The following is a 16,155-nucleotide window of genomic DNA, read 5'->3' as shown; positions in this document are numbered from 1 at the left end:
TGGCGAGCTCGTGGAATAAAAGCATGACACGTCGCTACGACACGGATCGCCTTTTGGCAGGCAACACGGCTTCGTCAAACAGAGCGCTTTCCGGAAGTTGAAGCGCGGAGGCAATACGCCGACGTTTCGAGGGATCGGCATCCTTGCCGCTTTCAATGTCGGCAATCTCATAGGCTGCCAGCCCGCACGCCAGGGACAGCTCTTCGATGCTGTATCCACGGGCTTCCCGGGCGGTTCGGACGGCACTGCGTTCAGGCGTAACCGCGCTCGCCGCCAGTTCGGAGTAAGGTTCGCGTTTTGCTATTTGGGGCATTGGCAACTCCGTGGGATGAAAGAGTTAGATCAAATCATGTTGTTGCCTGAGACGATCGGGAGAATGCCCGCTCGCCGGTGATTTGCCAAGCATCAAAGATAGCGTCACGGCATCGTGAACCGACGCCGGAATGGATGGCGGATGCCGGCGCGCCGACATCTGGCCGGATCGTCAGCAGACACAGTTCGGAAACAAAATTCTACAGGCCGGAAAAACTGCCGAAAAACTCCAAGCCGATAGTCCCAACCGCAGCGCTCGAGTCACCGACCTGAATCAGTGACGCTCAAATTCCGCCTGCGCAAAAAGGAAACGATGTCATGAAGAAGACTCTTCTCTCCGCCCTTGGACTTGCAATCGCACTTGCCCTCTCGATGCCGATCATCGGCGCAAGCAGCGCGAATGCAACGACGATGCACACCACCGTCAAGAAGCATCACCGCCATCACTACCATCACCGCGTCCACCACTACCGCCACCATCACAAGAAGGTCGTCGCGAAGAAGTACTGAAAACACCCTCGGGCGAACAACCCGCAATCAGGCGTTCTGGTGCTTGATCAAGGGCGGCGCGCTTGCCGGGCTTTCCGTGTCGGCGAAAAATGGCGGCGGTCCGCTGACCACCGCCATTTGCTTATCTCAACGTGCCGATCTTGAACGCGCTCGCGGTGCTTGTTGCTGCCGGCCGCCGAGGAACAGACTGGCGACGAGCCCGACCAGAACCAGCCCGACAGCGGCCGCCGTCGCCGGGTGATCTCGGGCGGTCTTCTCGATCGCCCGGCCTTGCCTTCTGATTGCCGGCAAGGCGTCGCCGAGGCGCTCAGTGATATCCGAATAATAATCCGACGCGGTATCGCGCCCGTCTTCGTAAAAGGCGCCGCCCCGCTTTAACACGGCTTTCTTCAAGGTGGCCAGTTCCCTGGTCAGGGCCGCGACCTGTTTGTCCAGATCGGTGTCGGAGATGCTCGAAAGCGATGCCATGACGTGCTTCCTTCATCTGTAGAAGGAAGCCTAACGCATGACCCTGAAGACCGTTCCGGTCAGCCCGGCGGGCTCTAGCGAACCTGATCGAGCAGGCGCTTGCATTCCAGGAGGTCGAACAGCGCCTCCTGCAGCAATGCGCGATTGTCACGGGAAAGTTTTGACGTGTCCGGCGGAACCGGACCTTCCTCGTCGGTCTTGCCTATACCGAAAAAACGACGGCTGGGTTTCACCCTCGGCTGGCCAACCAGCATTTCGTCGTCCGGGCCGCGCGGCTGCGCCGCTTGCGTCAGCGGTACCGTGTCGGCCTGTCGGCGCTGCGAGATCGCCTCGACCGCCGCCATGTCGCCACTGCCGACGGCGATCAGAAACTGGTTGCCGTTCTCGCGCAACAGCTTCTGCACGCCCTTGATCGTATAGCCCTGGTCGTAGAGCATATGACGAATACCCTTGATCAGTTCTACGTCCTGCGGACGGTAGTAGCGGCGGCCGCCGCCGCGCTTCATCGGCTTGATCTGGTTGAAACGCGTCTCCCAGAAGCGCAGCACGTGCTGCGGCAAATCCAGATCCTCCGCAACCTCGCTGATGGTGCGGAAAGCATCAGGGCTCTTGTCCATGGGCGAATCCTCACGCTAGAGCATGATCGCGAAAGGCGGGAACCGGGTTCGGGCGACATCACGCTTAACAAGGAGAGCAGCTTTCCGTCCCGCCGGAACGGATCACACCCAAATACCGATCCGGCCTACCGAATCGCATCTTATTTCAGCGGTTTATGAAACAATATTCAAGCCCGGCGCAAAAGCAGGGTTCGCTTTTCAACCGAAGCCTGGAGCAGGATTCTCGGCAAAGGGGGATTGGGCGGCTACTTGCTGCCCTTGGCTTTGCTGTTTTGATGGGAGCGCAGGATACGGTTCTTCAGCACGTTCGACGACTTGAAGGTCATCACCCGGCGCGGCAGGATCGGCACTTCCTCACCGGTCTTGGGATTGCGCCCGATGCGCTCGTTTTTGGAGCGCACGTGGAAGGTCGCGAAGGACGACAGCTTCACCGTCTCGCCGCGAACGATCGCCTCGCAGATCTCATTCAGCACCGCCTCGACAAGCTCGGCCGATTCAGTACGCGACAGCCCAACCTTGCGGTAAACGGCTTCGGCGAGGTCGGCGCGCGTAAGTGTCTTTCCCCCCATACGAACCGTCCCATCAGCTCAAAAACATAAATCGATACAAGCAACGGCAGAACCTAAGTAATTGATCCGTCAAGGTCAAGGGACCCGAACCCGATAGTTCGGCACTTACCAGCGGAGCAGGACGGCACCCCAGGTGAAGCCGCCGCCCATCGCCTCGAGCAGTACCAGGTCACCCTTTTTGATGCGACCGTCGGCGACGGCTGCGGACAGTGCCAGCGGCACGGAAGCCGCCGAGGTATTACCGTGCAAATCGACGGTCACCACCACCTTCCGCTCCTCTATCCCGAGCTTTTTGGCCGAAGCGTCAATAATTCGTTTATTGGCTTGATGGGGCACGAACCAGTCGAGATCGGCGGCGCCGATGCCGGCCTGTGCGAACGTCGCCTCGATGACGTCGGTGATCATGCCGACCGCATGCTTGAACACTTCGCGGCCTTCCATCCTGAGGTGCCCGACCGTTCCGGTGGTCGACGGCCCACCGTCGACGAAAAGCTTGTCCTTGTGGATGCCGTCGGAGCGCAGGCTGGCCGCCAGAACGCCTCGGTCGGCGATGCCGCCTGCCCCCGTGCCTGCTTCCAGCACCATCGCGCCGGCGCCGTCGCCGAACAAAACGCAGGTCGAGCGGTCGTTCCAGTCGAGAATACGCGAAAATGTTTCCGAGCCGATCACCAGTACCCGTCTGGCCAAGCCGCCGCGGATATAGAGGTCGGCGGTCGTCACTGCATAGACGAAGCCGGAGCAGACCGCCTGCAGGTCGAAGGCAAAACCGTGGTGCATGCCGAGCCGGTTCTGGATCTCGACCGCGGTCGCGGGAAAGGTGTTGTTGGGCGTCGAGGTCGCCAGCACGATCAGGTCGATGTCGTCAGCCGTCAGGCCGGCGCTGTCGAGGGCTGCGCGCGCTGCCGCCTCGCCCAGCGAGGCCGTCGTCTCGTCGTCGGCCGCAATGTGGCGCTGGCGAATGCCGGTGCGCTGGACGATCCACTCGTCCGACGTCTCGACCATGCCTTCGAAATCGGCATTCTTCATAATGCGGCGGGGCAGCGCGGCGCCCGTGCCGCGCACGACTGATCTGATCAATGCTCTTTCCTATTCCTTTGCGTCGATGACGACGTCGGATTTCCGGATTGTCTGGGCATTCGGATTGCGGGCATGGAACAGGTCGAGATCGGCTTCGATGCGGTCAAGCAGATTATTGCGCACCATGTCGTAGCCAAGCTCGATCGCCGCCGCAAAGCCATCCGAATCAGCCCCGCCATGGCTTTTCACCACGATGCCGTTCAATCCGAGGAAGACGCCGCCATTGGAGCGGCCGACATCCATCTTCTCGCGCAGGCGATCGAAGGCGGTCTTGGCGAAGATATAGCCGATCCTGGCCATCAGCGTCCGGTTCATCGCCGCGCGTAGATAGCCGGCGATCTGCCTGACGGTGCCTTCCGCCGTCTTCAGCGCGATGTTGCCGGCAAATCCTTCGGTAACGACGACGTCGACACTGCCCTTGCCGATGTCGTCACCCTCGACAAAGCCATGGTAGTTCATCGAGGCCATGTTGGCCTCGCGCAACATACGACCCGCCTCCTTGACCTCTTCCTGGCCCTTGATCTCTTCGACGCCGACATTGAGCAGTCCGACGCTCGGCCGTTCGATGCCGAAAACCGAGCGCGCCATGCCGGTGCCCAGAATGGCAAAATCAACCAGTTGATGCGCATCCGCGCCAATGGTGGCGCCGACGTCCAGCACCACGCTCTCACCGCGCAATGTCGGCCAGAGCGCCGCGATTGCCGGGCGATCGATGGTCGCCATGGTGCGAAGGCAGAATCTGGACATTGCCATCAGCGCGCCGGTATTGCCGGCCGAGATACAGGCGTCGGCAGTGCCTGCCTTGACCGCCTCGACGGCCTTCCACATCGATGACTTCCAGCGGCCATGGCGCAGCGCCTGGCTCGGCTTGTCGTCCATCCGCACTGCGATCTCGCAGTGCACGAACTCGCTCACTTCCGCCAGCTTGGGGAATTTGGCGAGTTCGGGCCGTACCACTTCTTCGCGCCCATAAATGACGAAGCGTATATCCGGACGGCGGGTGGCGACAGTCATGAGCGCCGGGATGACCACGCTTGGCCCGTGATCGCCGCCCATGGCATCGATGGAAATCCTGATCACGCGGTGTTCATCTCACGGTTGCTTGGCCAGCGGGCTTGCCAAGGTGCGGGGCTCGCGAAGGTTCGGCGAAAATAACGGTTTTGGGCTGCCGCACAACCAACTTTTCTCAAATTGGGTCAGCTATCAGGATTTTCCCAACAGTGATCTGAGCTTTTGCTGGAATTCATTCTCCACAGGCTCGGCATCGCCGGCGGCCTCCAGCGATACACCCGGCTTGCGCGGATATGGATCGATCGCCAAGCCAAAGAACTGCTCGGCAAGCGCCCCGACGTCGATCGCATCGCCGGAAAAGGTTTCCGGGCTGTCCGGGCCTTCGGCGTCGAGCAGGATCTCACCGCCGCCGTCGAAACCTTGCCGCCCGAGCTTGGATTGCTCCGGCAGGAACAGCGCTTCGACCGGCTCATCGATATGCGCCTCGACCGGGTCGAGAGTGACGATGCAGGCCTGCGTTATATCGGCCTCGACATGGCCGCTGACTTTCACCCCGTTGCGCTTCCAGGGCTCGACCAGGAGTTCGGCGCGATAGTTCTCGACCGAAAGCAGCTCGTGCTCGACGGCCAGCAGGGCGCGCTGCCCAGCGTCGGCATCGATGACCACCGGCAGCCCCTTTTGCGGCAGCCGGGCGACATTTGCCAGGAATGACACTGGGCTGTGGGTATCAGGGTGTTTCATCTTCGCCTCCACTTCGCCGCCTTCATCGGCCTGCCGTCGCTCAAGCGTTGGCCACGGGAAATGCCACCGTTCCGGAAACGATCGATTCGGTCGGCTGTTCCGCGAGTTGCCTTGATGCATCGGCGGCATAGAGTGCCAATTGCGACGCTTGCGGCCAGGCGCCGGCATCCGGCCTGACATTGCGGGCAAGGGCGGCGGCGAGTTCATCATGGTCATTTCGTTGCAGCGCATCATCATAGGCGGCGGTACGGCCATAGAACATCTTCGCCAGTTTCCGCATTCGCTTCGGCACGCCGACGTCGCCAATGCCCAATTCACGCAACGAATGTTCGACATCCATGAAGAACTCGTCGATCAGCACCTGCGCAACCTCTGCCGCAGCACCGCCCTCGCCGCGCAACCGGTGCTGGAACAGGAACATGTGCAACGACAGCATCTCGAAGCGGCCGAGCGGCGTGTCCGGCACGTCCCAGGCGGAATAAAACACCGTTTGCCGCGCCGCCGCCACGATTTGTGCGTAAAGCGCCTCGGTGATGGCGCGGTTGGCATGTCGTTCGTGGCCAAAGAGGCGCTGGAACATTTGAGGGTGGTCTCCCGGGACCGTTTGTTGAAGTGGCCTTGTTGCATCGGCAAGCAAGCTGGTTTACCGGTTTTGCGGCCCAGCGCAAGTTGCGGCCAGCTTATGGAGTTGTAGTTGCGCGCGCTGAAATTCAAGTCGACTTTCCTGCCCAGGCCCGGCGGTGCGGTTTCGCTGCTGGTGATCGCTGCGGCGCTTTCCGCCTGCAATTCGTCCAAGATGATCGGCGATCTCAATCCGAGCGAGACGCTGACGCAAGGCTACGTCATCGACCAGCAGGCGATCGACCTGGTGCCGGTCGGCTCAAGCCGCGAACAGGTGCTGCTGGCGCTCGGCACTCCCTCGACGAAGGCGACCTTCGATAACGAGGCCTTTTATTACATTTCTCAGACGCGCAAGCGCTATGTCGCCTTCGACAAGCCGCGGCTGGTCGACCAACATGTGCTGGCGGTCTATTTTGGCGATGACGGGCGCGTCACCCAGATCGCCAATTACGGCTTGAAGGAGGGCAAGGTGTTCGACTTCATCTCGCGCACCACGCCGACCGGCGGCAAGGACCAGAACTTCCTCAGCCAGATCATCAGTGGCGCCAGCAAACTGGCGCCTGGTGTTCCCGGCGCCAGCGGCGGCAGCACGCTCGGCGGCACCTGATCCACCCGAGGGTGTCGGCTTCCTTCCGTTCCTTTCGCTTCCCTGTAAGCGGCATATCTCAGGCAATGAAAAACCCGCGGGAGCGATCCCGCGGGTTTTTGTCTTAAGGCCATAGCGACCGAGCTTAGCCGTGCGCGAGAACGGCCAGCAACAGCAGCGCGACGATGTTGGTGATCTTGATCGCCGGGTTGACCGCTGGGCCGGCAGTATCCTTGTAGGGATCGCCGACCGTGTCGCCGGTCACCGAAGCCTTGTGCGCTTCGGAGCCCTTGAGGTGCTTGAGGCCGTCCTTGTCGACGAAACCATCTTCGAACGATTTCTTGGCGTTGTCCCAGGCGCCGCCGCCGGAAGTCATCGAGATGGCAACGAACAGGCCGTTGACGATGACGCCGAGCAGCGAGGCGCCGAGCGCGGCAAAGGCGGATGCCTTCGAACCGGAGATCAGGAGGACGCCGAAATAGACCACCAGCGGCGCCAGCACCGGCAGCAATGACGGAACGATCATCTCCCGGATCGCTGCCTTGGTCAGAAGGTCGACGGCGCGCGCATAGTTCGGCTTCGAGGTGCCGGCCATGATGCCCGGATCCTCGCGGAACTGCTTGCGCACCTCTTGGACGATAGCACCCGCGGCGCGGCCGACGGCGGTCATGGCGATGCCGCCGAACAGATACGGGATCAGGCCACCGAAGATCAGGCCGGCGACGACGTAAGGATTGGAGAGGTCGAAGGAGACGTCGCCCATGCCCTGGAAGTACGGGTATTTGTCGCCATTGGCGGCAAAGAACTTCAGGTCGTTAGAGTAGGCCGCGAACAGCACCAGCGCGCCGAGGCCGGCCGAACCGATGGCGTAGCCCTTGGTTACCGCCTTGGTGGTGTTGCCGACAGCGTCGAGCGCGTCTGTGGACTGGCGCACTTCCTTGGGCAGGCCGGCCATTTCGGCAATGCCGCCGGCATTGTCGGTGACCGGGCCGAAGGCATCGAGCGCGACGATCATGCCGGCGAGGCCAAGCATCGTCGTCACCGCGATCGCTGTGCCGTAGAGGCCGGCGAGCTGGTATGTCGAGATGATGCCGCCGACGATGACGATCGCCGGCAACGCCGTCGCTTCCAGCGAGACCGCGAGGCCCTGGATGACGTTGGTGCCGTGACCGGTGACCGAGGCCTGGGCGATGGAGTTCACCGGACGCTTGTTGGTGCCGGTATAATATTCGGTGATCACCACGATGAGCCCGGTCACCACAAGGCCGACCAGGCCGCAGATGAACAGGTTGGTGCCGGTGATGGCCATGCCGGCGACGGTGCCGATCTCACCCCAGCCGACGCATGCCGAAGTGGCGACGGCAAGGCCGACGACTGACAGCAGGCCGGTGACGATCAGGCCCTTGTAGAGCGCGCCCATGATCGAGCCGCTGGAACCGAGCTTGACGAAGAAGGTGCCGACGATCGAGGTGAGAATGCAGGCCCCGCAGATGGCCAGCGGATAGAGCATGGCCGCGCCGAGCACGGCGGTGCCACCGAAGAAGATGGCGGCAAGGACCATGGTGGCGACCACGGTCACCGCATAGGTCTCGAACAGGTCGGCGGCCATGCCGGCGCAATCGCCGACATTGTCGCCGACATTGTCGGCAATGGTGGCCGGATTGCGTGGATCGTCCTCGGGAATGCCGGCTTCAACCTTGCCGACGAGATCGCCGCCGACGTCGGCGCCCTTGGTGAAGATGCCGCCGCCGAGACGGGCGAAGATCGAGATCAGCGAGGCGCCGAAGCCGAGCGAAACAAGCGAGTCGATGACGACGCGATCGTCGGGCTGCAGACCCATGAACTGGGTCAGGATCAGGTAGTAGATCGAGACGCCGAGCAGGGCCAGGCCAGCAACCAGCATGCCAGTGATGGCGCCCGACTTGAAGGCGATCTCGAGGCCGGCAGCGAGGCTGTTGGAAGCCGCCTGCGCGGTGCGCACATTGGCGCGCACCGAGACGTGCATGCCGATGAAGCCAGCGGCGCCCGATAGAACGGCGCCGATCAGGAAGCCGATGGCGGCGGTGATCGAAAGCAGCCACCAGGCGAGCAGCAGGACCACGACGCCGACGATGGCGATAGTGGTGTACTGGCGCGCCAGATAGGCCTGCGCGCCTTCGCGGATGGCCGCGGAAATTTCCTGCATGCGTGCATTGCCCTGATCGGCCGCGAGGACCGAACGTGTCGCCCAGATGGCGTAAAGGACTGAAAGCAGACCGCAGGCGATGACAGCTGAAAGTATGGTCATTGCCGAATTTTCCTCGATTGGTGGCCCAAAAGAACCCCTCCCCGGGCCGTTGAGACAGGGGACGAATTTTCCGCAACCGGAATCCGTCCCTTCGCAGCGGCTTATGCGAAACAGGGCTCGGAACGTCAAGATATTGTTCCGTTCCTGTCCGGCTTTCGCCCAAAAGATCCCGGGTTTCGTCCAAAAGGCTGGACGGCAGTGTGCGCCTGTCGACAGTGCCATCCGGTTAGATCGGTTGAAATCGACGAACGGCGGTCAGGCTTTACGCGGGTCGCCGTCCGGCTGGACGACGAAGACCAGCACCACCAGCATGGTCATGTAGAATTTGAACGCCGCCTCCTGAACATTCCAAATCGAAGACTGCCACATGGCGAACCACTCGCCGCCAACGACCGTCAAGCCGAAATACCAAACGAGGAAGCCCATTGTGGCGGCAATGATGGCGAACTTCTTGGCATCGTTGAAAGCCTGTCCGCTGGCGTTGCGCGCCTGCCAGAGTTGCCAGGCGGTAAAGCAGGCAGGTCAGCGCCTCGCCAATGATGATCAGCCAGTAGCCAGCCGTCCACAGCGACGGGTTGGTGATCGAGCGGTACATCAGTGCATTGCCGGGAAAGGTCGTGTCCATGCTCAGCACATGCTGGACAAAGGCGAAGTTTGAGCCGTAATCGGTGATGTTGCCGAAGGCGACGAGGCAGGCGAAAGCCGCCAGACACAAACACATGACGATCTTGGAGAAACGCGCGGTCATGGCAAGAACTCCTGCTGAAAGATCGGGGCATCACACTCATCAATCGCCGAGTCCCGAAGATCGCGCAACGGGTGGGCCAGTGATCATCGTGCTCACAGCCATTGCGAGACATTATGCCGGCAAGCAAGACATTGCCGAGACTGTCGAAGCCCTCGATCTCGACAGTGATTGCGCGGTGGGCGACTTGGTCTCTGTGGTTAGAGCCGACACACAGCACGATTTCGCCATCATCCGCCGCCGCTGGATCACCGGCGAGACGGGCACAACGCTGGAACTGACGCTCGATCATCCGACGCGGTCGACCGGCCACTGAAAAAAGAGCGAACTTCGCCCCGAGACGCTACTCGGGCTCGCGTCCCATGCGCCGGGCGGTATAGCGCTCGACCGCCGACAGCCCGTCATAGATCAGCACGGCAAGGGCGGCGACGATCAGGCCACCCTGCAGGATGAAGGCGAGGTTGTTCGACAGCAGGCCTGCGATGATCACCTCGCCCAGTGTCCTCGCCGCTACCGTCGAGCCGATGGTCGCGGTGGCAAGGCTGATCACCACCGACAGCCGGATACCACCGAGAATGATCGGCGCGCTGAGCGGCAGCTCGACCTTGACCAGTCTTTGCCAGCCGGTCATGCCGGCGCCACGCGCCGCCTCGACTACGTTGGCCGGCAGCGTCGTCAGGCCGGTCAGCGCATTCTCAAAGATCGGCAGCAGTCCGTAGAGAAACAGCGCAATCAGCGTCGGCTTTTCGCCGAAGCCGACGGCCGGCACGGCAAGCGCCAGCACCGCCACCGGCGGAAACGTTTGGCCGATATTGACCAGGCTGCGCGACAGCGGCAGGAATTCGGCGCCGGCTGGCCTGGTGACCAGAATGGCGAGCGCGACCGCAACGATCGTCGCGGCAACCGTCGCGATCAGCACGGTCCGCAGATGCAGCAGCGTCAACGTCAAAAGGCTGCCCTGATTGTAGATTACCGGCGCGTTGTTCTCTGTCAGCGGCTTCAGCAGCGGTTCGAACCAGCCGGGATTGGTGACGAAGGCAATAAGCACTACCACCAAGGCCAGCCTGAGCAGCGACGGAAGCCAGGCTTTCATGCCGGCCTCGCCGCACGCTTAACCAGCCCGTCCACAGTGACGCGGCCAAGCGATTTGCCGTCAGAATCTTTCACCGGAAGTGCCGGGCGGCCCGACCACAGGAGTTCGGCCAACGCGTCGCGTTGGCTGGCGTCACCGGGGATCGCCTCGCCTTCGGCCGTGCCTTTTTCCACCGCGTCGCGCACCCGGCCAAGCGACAACAGCCGGAACGGTTTTTCACTGGCGCCAACCAGGGTCTCGACAAACGCGCTGGCCGGTTTCGCCAGTATCTCGGCCGGCGCGGCATATTGCACTACTTTGCCGCCATCCATCACCGCGATCTTGTCGCCCATGTGAACGGCCTCTTCCATGTCATGGGTGACGAGGATGATGGTGGTGCCGAAGCGTTTCTGGATCGCCAGCAGATCCTCCTGCGCCTTGTTGCGGATGATCGGGTCGAGCGCGCCGAACGGCTCATCCATCAACAGCACGTTGGGTTCCGCGGCAAGCGCCCGGGCGACGCCGACGCGCTGCTGCTGGCCGCCGGAAAGCTCATGCGGATAGCGTGGCCCGTAGGCTTGCGGGTCGAGCTGGTATAGCGTCATCAGCTCGTCGACGCGGGCCTTGATGCGGTTGGCGCCCCAGCCGAGCAATACCGGCACAGTGGCGATGTTCTGCGCCACCGTGCGATGCGGAAACAGGCCGTGGCCCTGGATGGCATAGCCGATGCTGCGACGCAGCTCATAATCCGGGACCGAGCGGTTATCGACGCCGTCGAGCTTGATCACGCCCGATGTCGGCTCGACCAGCCGGTTGATCATGCGAAGCAGCGTCGTCTTGCCGGAGCCGGAGGTGCCGACGATGACGGCGATGCTGCGCGGCTCGATTACTATCGACACGTCGTCGACGACTGTCGTCTCGCCGTAGCGCTTGGTAATGCCTTCGATCTCGATCATGCCGTTTCAACCCTGCGCTTGCTGGCGCTCATTTCGATCACTGCATCGAGGATGATGGCAGCGGCGAAGGCCAGCACCACCGTGGGAACAGCACCGAGCAGCACCAGGTCCATCGCCGTCTGGCCGACCCCCTGGAATACGAACACGCCAAAGCCGCCGCCGCCGATCAACGCGGCAATCGTGGCGAGGCCGATATTCTGCACCAGCACGATGCGGATGCCGGTGAGGATCACCGGGAAAGCCAGCGGAAACTCGACGCCGAACAGCCGCTGGCGATCGGTCATGCCCATGCCCCGCGCTGCGTCGTTGGCGGCACGCGGCACACCGGCGAGGCCGACCACGGTGTTGGCCACCACCGGCAGCAGCGAATAGAGGAACAAAGCGACGAAAGCCGGCGCCGTGCCGATGCCGCGAATGCCGAGCGCGGCAGCACCCGGCACATGCGAAGCGACCCAGCCGAGCGGTGCGATCAAGAGGCCGAACAGCGCGATCGAAGGAATGGTCTGGATGATATTCAGCACGTTGAGCACGCCGGCCCGCAATTTCTCGACGCGATGGCAGAGGATGCCGAGCGGCAGGCCGATGATCACCGCTGCCGCCAGCGAACCCAGCGCCAGCGTCACATGCTTGGAGCCTTCCGCCCAAAAACTATCGGAGCGATTGAAATATTCCTTGAGGATCGACAGGCTGTTCCAGCTTCCCGAGACGAGCAGCAGGCCGATCGCCGCGGCGGCGACAACAAGCACGCCGATCCGTGCCTGCGGCGACAGGTTCAGCCGCGTAAGCACGTCGGCGAGCAGAAGCGTGAAGGCGAAGATAAGCAGCCAAAAGCCCGAAGCCGGCGAGATACGGGCGAAGGTGTTGCCGGCAGGTGTCAGGAAACTGCCGGCGACGCCGATCAGCAGCGCCAGCGCTGCAAGCGCAACCACACTGGCGGCGAGGCGCAGAACAAGCGGCGTTTTCAGCAGCGCAATGAGCGCCGCTGCGACAACAATCGCCATCAACAGCGGACCGACCGTCGCAGGCACAGATTCGAGGATCGAGCGCGCCTCGCCGGGTACAATGCGATTGGCGCGGAAGGTGGCGAATGGTGCCGCAAAAGCCGCATAGGCTGATATCGCCGCGATGACCACGCCGAGCTTGTCGAACCGGATGCGCACGCCCTCCCCCATCGGCCGATCCGGCGCACCTCGAAAGCGGCGCGCCGGAATCGCCTTACTTGAGGAAGCCGTTCTTTTTCAAAAAGTCCTCGGCGACGCCCTTGACCGGTTCGCCGCCGACCTGCACTCGGCCGTTCAACTCCTGCAGCGTGACAAGGTCGAGCTTGGCGAACACCGGCTTCAGCAGTGTCTCGATCTCGGGATGCTCCTTCAGCACCGCCTCGCGGATGATCGGCGCCGGCTGGTAGACCGGCTGCACACCCTTGTCGTCTTCAAGCACGACGAGGCCGGAGGGCGCGATGCCGCCGTCGGTGCCGTAGACCATGGCGGCGTTGGCGCCGTTGGTCTGGTTGGCCGCAGCGGCAATGGTCGCCGCCGTGTCGCCGCCCGACAGCGTGATCAACTGGTCCGGCTTTAGCGTGAAGCCATAGGTCTTCTGGAAAGCGGGCAGCGCGGCCGCCGAATTGACGAACTCGGCGGAGGCCGCCAGCACCACCTTGCCGGCGCCCGAGACATATTTGCCGAAGTCGGAAAGGGTGACGAGCTTATTGGTATCGGCGACCTCCTTGCGCAGGGCGATCGCCCAGGTGTTGTTGGCCGGTGACGGTGACAGCCAGACGATCTTGTTGGAGTCGTAGTCGAGCTTCTTGGCAGTCTCATAGGCCTTGGCGGCGTCTTTCCACACCGGATCGTCGGCCTTCTCGAAGAAGAAGGCGGCGTTGCCGGTGTATTCCGGATAGATGTCGATCTCGCCGGCTGTAATCGCCTTGCGTACCACGGGCGTGCCGCCGAGCTGGATACGGTCGGTAGTCTGGATATTATTGGCGTTCAGCACCAGCTGGATGATATTGCCGAGCACACCGCCCTCGGTGTCGATCTTCGACGACACCACCACCTGGGCACTCGCCGAGGCCAACGCAATTCCGAGCGCCAGTACAGCGCCGGCCAGAATCTTGATTGAAAACATCTCACAAATCCCTTGCTGTGAACCGGAATACGGCTGCCGCATATGAGCATGGCTTCGATGCCCCGTCGGGGTACACGGTTTCATAAGAGGGGGGATGGGCGCAATAATTTTGTTCGGATGTGAGTGAATCCGCTGCCGCGACGTCCCGACAGGGTGACGTCAGTTGGCCGCGCGCAAGCCCGTCATCTTCAACACGCCCAGTGCCACGAAGCACAGCACGACGACCGGGAAAATCATCCAGTTCAACATCTCCCAGCCCCAGGCATTGTAGACTGCCCCCGACATCAGCGAGGCGAAGGCGACGGAGCCGAACAGGACGAAATCGTGGAACCCCTGGACCTTGCCTTTTTCGGATGACTGGTAGCTGTCGGCCACCATGGCGGTGGCACCGATGAAGCTGAAGTTCCAGCCAAGGCCGAGCAGGATCAGCGCCGTCCAGAACTGCCACAGTGCCAACCCTGACAGCGCCACTATGGCGCAGCCAATCAGCAGCACCAGGCCGATGGCCACGATCCGCTCAGCGCCGAAGCGATAGATCAGCGACCCCGTGAAGAAGCTCGGCGCGAACATCGCCATGACGTGCCAGGAAATGCCGAGCGTGGCGTCGTCGGTCGAAAGGCCGCAGCCGACCATGGCCAGAGGCGCGCCGGTCATCACGAAGCTCATCAGTGCGTAGCTGCCGATGGCGCAAAACAACGCCGCGACGAAGCGTGGCCTGGTGACGATTTCCGAGAGCGGCCGGGCGTCGCTGTCGGAAATTTCCACCTTCTCGGTTGCCTTGGCTGGGATACGCAACAAAGAGAGAATGGCGGCGCCGACCGCCGCCAGCACCAGGATGGACGCAAACGAGCCGGCAAACTTCACCGGCGAGAATAGATCGCCGGTGAAGATGACGATCTGCGGCCCGAGTATGGCGGTGACGATGCCGCCGGCCAGCACGAAGGAGATGGCACGCGCCTTGAATTCAGGCGGAGCATTGTCGGCGGCGGCAAAGCGGAATTGCTGGACGAAGGCGCCCCCGATGCCGATCACGGCCAAGCCGAAAGCGAACAGCCAGAAGCTGTCATGAAACAGCGCCAACGTGGCGATCAGGCCGCCAAGCGCTGTCACCCCCGTGCCGGTCATGAAGCCGTCGCGCTGGCCGAGCCGGCGGATGATCGCCGCGGCCGGCAGGGAACCGAGCGCCACGCCGACATTGAAGCCGGTGATCGGCGCGGTTGCCAGCGACTTGTCAGCGTCGAGCAGGTACTGCCCGGCCAATCCGCCCATGGAAATGGCGATGGGTGCGGCCGAGCCGATGATCGCCTGCGAGGCTGCGAGGATGAAGGCGGTGCGACGCGCTTCCTTGCCCGCCTCAACGGCGACGACAGCAGTCATGAGGCGTCCTTGCCCCGGCCCTCGCCACGCACCCGGCGCGACACGCGATCAAGCACCGCATTGACCAGTTTCGGCTCGTCTTCTTCGTAAAATGCCTTGGCGATGTCGACATATTCGGAGACGATGACCGCCACCGGCACGTCCTCGCGCTGCATCAGCTCGTAGACGCCGGCGCGCAATATGGCGCGCAACGTCGAATCGAGCCTCGACAGAGGCCAGTCCTCGGTCAGCGCCTGTCGGATGACTGGATCGATGGTCTTCTGGTGCTCGACAACGCCGGCAAGAATGGCGCGAAACCATTGCGCATCGGCTTCGCGATAGAGCGCGCCATCGACTTCCTTGCCGAGCCTGAACGCCTCGTATTCGGCGGTGATCTCAAACACACCGCTGCCGGCGACGTCCATCTGGTAGAGCGCCTGCACGGCGGCCAGACGGGCAGCACCGCGCTTGTTGGCATGGCGAACCGCAGGCTGGCCGGGCGAAGCGGGTTCGCTCACGTTCGCTCTCCCAGCTGTTCCTTTAGAGCGATCATGGTCAGCGCCGCACGCGCCGCAAAGCCGCCCTTGTCGCCTTCCGAACGTCTTGCTCGCGTCCATGCCTGTTCGTCGTTTTCGGTGGTCAGGATGCCGTTGCCGATGCAGACTGCATCCTGCACGGACAGGTCCATCAGGGCACGGCTGGATTCATTGGCGACGATATCGAAATGATAGGTGTCGCCGCGGACCACCGTGCCGAGGGCGACGAAGCCGTCATAGTTCGTCCCGCCTTCGGAGGCACCGTCGAGCGCGAAGGAAATCACCGCCGGGATTTCGAGCGAGCCCGGAACAGTGACGACATCGTATGTCGCGCCCGCTTCCTCGAGGGCCTTTGTCGCGCCTTCGAGCAACGCGTCGGCAAGGTCGTCGTGAAAGCGCGCCTCGATGACAAGAAGGTGGGCCTTCTTCTTCGGACGGATGAACGCTTTGCCGTGTTGGGATGTGCCTGCCATAGATGTCTCCGGGGATCGCCGGTGACTTAGGCCGAAGCCGGTTTGATCGCAAGCGGAAGATTGCCGAAGGAACTTTCAAGGCCAACTCGGC

Annotated in this window: 19 protein-coding genes and 1 pseudogene; 3 read left to right on the top strand and 17 right to left on the bottom strand. The window is 62.4% G+C overall.

What is annotated here, in order from left to right; all coding sequences use genetic code 11:
• Positions 1-34: 34 nt before the first annotated feature.
• Entirely contained in the window at positions 35-313 is a 279-nt protein-coding gene (locus NKI58_RS09335) for a helix-turn-helix domain-containing protein (protein ID WP_023674515.1), read from the bottom strand.
• Between the two features lie 317 nt (positions 314-630).
• Between NKI58_RS09335 and NKI58_RS09330 the strand changes: the two genes are divergently transcribed.
• Positions 631-822 (top strand): hypothetical protein, encoded by a 192-nt coding sequence (locus NKI58_RS09330; protein WP_352590567.1) that lies wholly within the window; start codon positions 631-633, stop codon positions 820-822.
• Between the two features lie 126 nt (positions 823-948).
• On the opposite strand, the gene NKI58_RS09325 is transcribed toward NKI58_RS09330, so the two are convergent.
• The 7 genes from NKI58_RS09325 to NKI58_RS09295 form a co-directional block, all read right to left on the bottom strand.
• Positions 949-1,290 carry a hypothetical protein gene (locus NKI58_RS09325; protein WP_023674512.1) on the bottom strand — a complete coding sequence of 114 codons (342 nt, stop codon included), beginning with the start codon at positions 1,288-1,290 and terminating at the stop codon, positions 949-951.
• Positions 1,291-1,364: 74 nt separating this feature from the next.
• Entirely contained in the window at positions 1,365-1,907 is a 543-nt protein-coding gene (locus tag NKI58_RS09320) for a MerR family transcriptional regulator (RefSeq protein WP_023674511.1), read from the bottom strand.
• A 245-nt stretch (positions 1,908-2,152) separates the two neighbouring features.
• Entirely contained in the window at positions 2,153-2,476 is a 324-nt protein-coding gene (locus NKI58_RS09315; RefSeq protein ID WP_023717292.1) for an integration host factor subunit alpha, read from the bottom strand.
• 105 nt (positions 2,477-2,581) lie between these two features.
• A complete protein-coding gene (locus tag NKI58_RS09310; protein ID WP_023674509.1) occupies positions 2,582-3,553 on the bottom strand; it encodes a beta-ketoacyl-ACP synthase III in 972 nt (323 codons plus the stop codon).
• A 9-nt stretch (positions 3,554-3,562) separates the two neighbouring features.
• Positions 3,563-4,633, bottom strand: a complete 1,071-nt coding sequence (plsX, locus tag NKI58_RS09305) for a phosphate acyltransferase PlsX (protein WP_352472001.1) — start codon at positions 4,631-4,633, stop codon at positions 3,563-3,565.
• Positions 4,634-4,756: 123 nt separating this feature from the next.
• Positions 4,757-5,305 (bottom strand): YceD family protein, encoded by a 549-nt coding sequence (locus NKI58_RS09300; RefSeq protein WP_352456592.1) that lies wholly within the window; start codon positions 5,303-5,305, stop codon positions 4,757-4,759.
• A gap of 40 nt (positions 5,306-5,345) precedes the next feature.
• The gene (locus NKI58_RS09295; RefSeq protein WP_352590561.1) at positions 5,346-5,885 is read right to left on the bottom strand and encodes a ubiquinol-cytochrome C chaperone family protein; all 540 of its coding nucleotides are present in this window, start codon (positions 5,883-5,885) and stop codon (positions 5,346-5,348) included.
• Positions 5,886-5,999: 114 nt separating this feature from the next.
• On the opposite strand from NKI58_RS09295, the gene NKI58_RS09290 reads away from it, so the two are divergent.
• Complete coding sequence (locus NKI58_RS09290) at positions 6,000-6,533, top strand: outer membrane protein assembly factor BamE (protein ID WP_352590558.1); 534 nt, start codon at positions 6,000-6,002, stop codon at positions 6,531-6,533.
• A gap of 124 nt (positions 6,534-6,657) precedes the next feature.
• Here the strand turns inward: NKI58_RS09290 and NKI58_RS09285 are convergent, their stop codons facing one another.
• A complete protein-coding gene (locus tag NKI58_RS09285) occupies positions 6,658-8,799 on the bottom strand; it encodes a sodium-translocating pyrophosphatase (RefSeq protein WP_352590555.1) in 2,142 nt (713 codons plus the stop codon).
• Between the two features lie 255 nt (positions 8,800-9,054).
• Positions 9,055-9,520, bottom strand: a pseudogene (locus NKI58_RS09280) (DUF2165 family protein).
• 106 nt (positions 9,521-9,626) lie between these two features.
• Here NKI58_RS09280 and NKI58_RS09275 point away from each other — a divergent pair.
• A complete protein-coding gene (locus NKI58_RS09275) occupies positions 9,627-9,860 on the top strand; it encodes a hypothetical protein (protein WP_023674502.1) in 234 nt (77 codons plus the stop codon).
• Between the two features lie 27 nt (positions 9,861-9,887).
• Here NKI58_RS09275 and NKI58_RS09270 read toward each other — a convergent pair whose 3' ends face one another.
• From NKI58_RS09270 to ribH, 7 genes are all read right to left on the bottom strand, one after another.
• Positions 9,888-10,637, bottom strand: coding sequence for an ABC transporter permease (locus NKI58_RS09270; RefSeq protein ID WP_352746346.1), 750 nt, complete (start codon positions 10,635-10,637; stop codon positions 9,888-9,890).
• Positions 10,634-11,572 (bottom strand): ABC transporter ATP-binding protein, encoded by a 939-nt coding sequence (locus NKI58_RS09265; protein ID WP_023674500.1) that lies wholly within the window; start codon positions 11,570-11,572, stop codon positions 10,634-10,636. The genes NKI58_RS09270 and NKI58_RS09265 overlap by 4 nt, the downstream gene beginning before the upstream one ends.
• Positions 11,569-12,744 carry an ABC transporter permease gene (locus NKI58_RS09260; protein WP_352590549.1) on the bottom strand — a complete coding sequence of 392 codons (1,176 nt, stop codon included), beginning with the start codon at positions 12,742-12,744 and terminating at the stop codon, positions 11,569-11,571. Before NKI58_RS09260 ends, NKI58_RS09265 begins: the two co-directional genes overlap by 4 nt.
• Before the next feature lie 43 nt (positions 12,745-12,787).
• Positions 12,788-13,699 carry a glycine betaine ABC transporter substrate-binding protein OsmF gene (osmF, locus tag NKI58_RS09255; RefSeq protein WP_352590546.1) on the bottom strand — a complete coding sequence of 304 codons (912 nt, stop codon included), beginning with the start codon at positions 13,697-13,699 and terminating at the stop codon, positions 12,788-12,790.
• Positions 13,700-13,858: 159 nt separating this feature from the next.
• A complete protein-coding gene (locus NKI58_RS09250) occupies positions 13,859-15,076 on the bottom strand; it encodes an MFS transporter (RefSeq protein ID WP_352590543.1) in 1,218 nt (405 codons plus the stop codon).
• On the bottom strand, positions 15,073-15,573 hold the full coding sequence (gene nusB, locus NKI58_RS09245; RefSeq protein ID WP_352449306.1) for a transcription antitermination factor NusB: 501 nt from the start codon (positions 15,571-15,573) through the stop codon (positions 15,073-15,075). The genes NKI58_RS09250 and nusB overlap by 4 nt, the downstream gene beginning before the upstream one ends.
• Positions 15,570-16,064 carry a 6,7-dimethyl-8-ribityllumazine synthase gene (gene ribH / locus NKI58_RS09240; protein WP_352449305.1) on the bottom strand — a complete coding sequence of 165 codons (495 nt, stop codon included), beginning with the start codon at positions 16,062-16,064 and terminating at the stop codon, positions 15,570-15,572. The genes nusB and ribH overlap by 4 nt, the downstream gene beginning before the upstream one ends.
• Between the last annotated feature and the right edge of the window lie 91 nt (positions 16,065-16,155).

This window comes from Mesorhizobium sp. M0522 (assembly GCF_040321085.1).
Lineage (GTDB): Bacteria > Pseudomonadota > Alphaproteobacteria > Rhizobiales > Rhizobiaceae > Mesorhizobium.
Note: the sequence above shows the minus strand (reverse complement) of the source record. Positions and strands in the feature narration are given on the sequence as shown.